This is a genomic window from Anoxybacillus eryuanensis (assembly GCF_051200995.1).
GTDB lineage: Bacteria > Bacillota > Bacilli > Bacillales > Anoxybacillaceae > Anoxybacillus > Anoxybacillus tengchongensis.
The window spans coordinates 1-3438 of the sequence record NZ_JBPODS010000028.1 but is presented as its reverse complement, the minus strand read 5'-3'; the positions used below and the strand labels follow the sequence as shown (position 1 = coordinate 3438).

Here is a 3438-nt window from a genome sequence, read left to right as displayed (position 1 = left end):
TGCGGAAGAAGGATCTTGACTGATGAACCCATTTCATCCAGCTAACATGTTTCTGGGATTGAGTGGAAATCACAGAAAATGGTGAAGACCCAAAATTATCAATAAAATATCAATATTAACTTAAAAGAAAAATATACCCATTTATCATAGCGTTTCTCAAGACGTCCACACGAAAAAAACATTTCAGTTGAAAAAAACAAAAAGTTCGTTTATTCTGAATTTTATACAATAACATAATAAGTTCACGCAACAGGTGGTTCACAACATGTTGTGAATCTTAAAAGGGAAGTTTGGTGAAAATCCAACACGGTCGCGCCACTGTGATGCAGAGCTGTTTATCATCATCCACTGTTTCATGCGAAATGGGAAGGAGATAAGCAGCGATGAAGCTAAGTCAGGAGACCTGCCTGTTGTATGCACTTACGACCTACGCGTCATAGGGAGGAGTGAGGACATATGATCTTGAGGCACTTCGTGTATCTCAATACGAGCTAGCTATGCCCTCCTTCTGTTTGGAAGAGGGTTTTTTTGCTTGATTGGGATATAAATAACTGGAGGTGCTTAACTTGTTCATCCGTAGTTCAAATGTAGGGTATCCGCGCATTGGTGAAAAAAGAGAATGGAAAAAAGCATTAGAATCTTTTTGGAATGGGCAAATAGACAAAGAGCAATTCGCAAAAACAATGGAAGCGATTCGACTCGATTCGATTCGTAAACAACTAGAGAAAGGAATCGATCTCATTCCAATCGGAGATTTTTCTTTATACGATCACGTGTTAGATACAGCATTTATGTTTGGGTATATTCCAGAACGATTTCAACAAATAGACGATACGCTTGAGCAATATTTTGCGATGGCACGTGGGACAAATGGGCAACATGCGCTTGAAATGACGAAATGGTTTAATACAAATTACCATTACATCGTGCCTGAAATTGGACAAACAAAGCCAAGATTAGTAGAGAATCGCCTATTGAAAGAATACAACCTTGTAAAAGAAACATTCGATTTAGAAACAAAACCTGTATTACTTGGACCGATTACGTTTCTTTTGCTTTCTAAGCAATACGAGCGAAACGAGTGGCGAAAACATCTCGCACAATTAGTTCCTGTTTATGTGGAATTGTTAAAACAACTAGGCGAAGCAGGCGTGTCATTCGTCCAAATCGATGAGCCGATTCTCGTTCAAGATATAGATGATGACATAGTCGATGCATTTCGTGATGTATATGAAGTTTTTCATCGCGATGTACCAAATATAAACCTTATTTTACAAACATATTTTGATAGCGTATCGCATTATCGTGAAATCATTGCCTTACCTGTCGCAGGCATTGGGCTTGACTTTGTACATGGTAATGGCGAAAACATGAAAAACATAAACACCTATGGATTTCCGAAAGATAAAATATTAGTTGCTGGGGTTGTAGACGGTCGAAATATATGGAAAAGCTCGCTTGCACAAAAAGCGACGCTCCTTCACCATCTAGCAAACGTTGCTGAACAACTCATTATTCAACCGTCTTGTAGCTTACTGCATGTTCCTGTCACGACAAAACATGAACATACATTGCCAACGGAGCTTGCTGGGGCTTTATCATTTGCCGATGAAAAATTAGATGAAATACGTATGTTGACAGAGTATATGAACGGAAACGTAACGATCGACGAGCTAATCAAATACGATCAACAAACAAACAGTGATTTAACTAAGTTCCGCCAACAACAAGAACAAATAAATGACATTACAACCATTCCGGTAAGCCGAACACCTTACAGCGAACGACAAAAAGCACAACAAGCCCGTTTACAGCTTCCGCTTTTGCCGACAACGACGATCGGTAGCTTCCCACAAACGAGCGACGTGCGCCAAGCTCGGATGAAGTGGAAAAAAGGTGAATGGAACGACAATCAATATAAATCGTTTATAAAAAAAGAAATCGCAAAATGGATCGACATTCAAGAACAGTTGCGGCTCGACGTGCTTGTCCATGGCGAATTTGAGCGTACAGACATGGTGGAGTTTTTCGGTGAAAAGCTACAAGGGATGGCATGCACGACAAACGGTTGGGTACAATCGTACGGCTCGCGTTGTGTGCGCCCGCCAATTATTTTTGGCGATATTGCGCATCTACATCCAATGACTGTAGAAGAAACGGTGTATGCTCAATCGTTAACGAACAAACCTGTGAAAGGAATGCTGACGGGACCTGTGACGATATTGAACTGGTCATTCGTTCGCGATGATATTTCACGCAAACATGTACTCATACAGCTTGCCCTTGCGATTCGTGAGGAAGTATTGCAGTTAGAAAAGGAAGGGATACGCATCATTCAAGTCGATGAGCCAGCGTTACGGGAAGGGTTGCCGCTTAAAAAAGAGAAACATGCATCATATTGGAAAGATGCCATCATGGCATTCCGTCTCGCTACCTCATCGGTGAAAGAGGAAACGCAAATTCATACACATATGTGCTATTCGCAGTTTGAACATATGATGCATATTATTGATGAGCTTGATGCGGATGTCATTTCCATTGAATCGTCACGAAGCCATGGCGAGCTTATTTCTGCGTTTGAGACATATGAATATAAAAAAGAAATTGGCTTAGGGGTGTATGACATTCATAGTCCGCGCATTCCGACAAAAGAAGAAATAAGCGAACAAATCGAACGGGCACTTCGCGTTCTTCGTCCAGAACAATTTTGGGTCAATCCTGATTGCGGATTAAAAACGCGAAAAGAAAAAGAAGCAATTGCCGCACTGAAAGCGATGGTGGAAGCCGCACACGAATACCGCGAACGACTTTTGGCTTACGGAGGGATGAAGTCATGGGAGTAAGCGTCGAACAGTCAAAAACGATTCAAACGCGGCTCGTTTTGCCTTCTGATACGAACCATCTTGGCACGATTTTTGGCGGTACGGTTTTAGCTTACATTGATGAAATTGCGGCAATATCCGCTATGCGCCATGCACGAAAAGCAGTCGTTACCGTTTCGATTGACAAAGTTGACTTTATTTCTTCTGCGAAAGTAGGTGACATTTTAAAGCTTGAAGCATTCGTCTACTCGACGGGACGCACATCCATGAAAGTATTCGTCAAAGTCGAAACGGAAGATTTATTTACAGGCGAGCATCACTTAACAACCACATGCTTTTTAACAATGGTCGCCATCGATCAAAACAAAAAACCGACCCCTGTTCCAAAAGTCATCATTAGCGAACAGGAGGAGCAAATTGTACAACTGTATCAGCAAAACAAACGAATCAACAAGGCATAGATATTGACACAAAAAAACCACACGTCCGATTACATACATCGTAATCGATGACGTGTGTTTTTGTTAAATTACAAAAAAGTTGGGTACTGTGAAACGATAAAGCCCACATTCTTACGTTCGATTTTACATTTCGTAAAAAATAAAGTCGGGTACCG

At 41.1% G+C, this 3438-nt stretch carries 2 protein-coding genes and 1 riboswitch; both genes read left to right on the top strand.

All coding sequences use genetic code 11. The features are described 5' to 3' along the window. Positions 1-234: 234 nt before the first annotated feature. Positions 235-425: riboswitch (cobalamin riboswitch) on the top strand. A gap of 141 nt (positions 426-566) precedes the next feature. Then, positions 567-2843, top strand: a complete 2277-nt coding sequence (gene metE, locus HNQ84_RS14220; RefSeq protein ID WP_435622464.1) for a 5-methyltetrahydropteroyltriglutamate--homocysteine S-methyltransferase — start codon at positions 567-569, stop codon at positions 2841-2843. Continuing rightward, positions 2834-3283 (top strand): acyl-CoA thioesterase, encoded by a 450-nt coding sequence (locus HNQ84_RS14215; RefSeq protein WP_435622463.1) that lies wholly within the window; start codon positions 2834-2836, stop codon positions 3281-3283. The genes metE and HNQ84_RS14215 overlap by 10 nt, the downstream gene beginning before the upstream one ends. The last annotated feature ends 155 nt before the right edge of the window (positions 3284-3438 follow it).

What these genes read in the sequence shown, in the direction of transcription:
- HNQ84_RS14215 (WP_435622463.1), top strand. Translation starts at nt 2,834, where the DNA reads ATGGGAGTAAGCGTCGAACAGTCAAAAACGATTCAAACGCGGCTCGTT.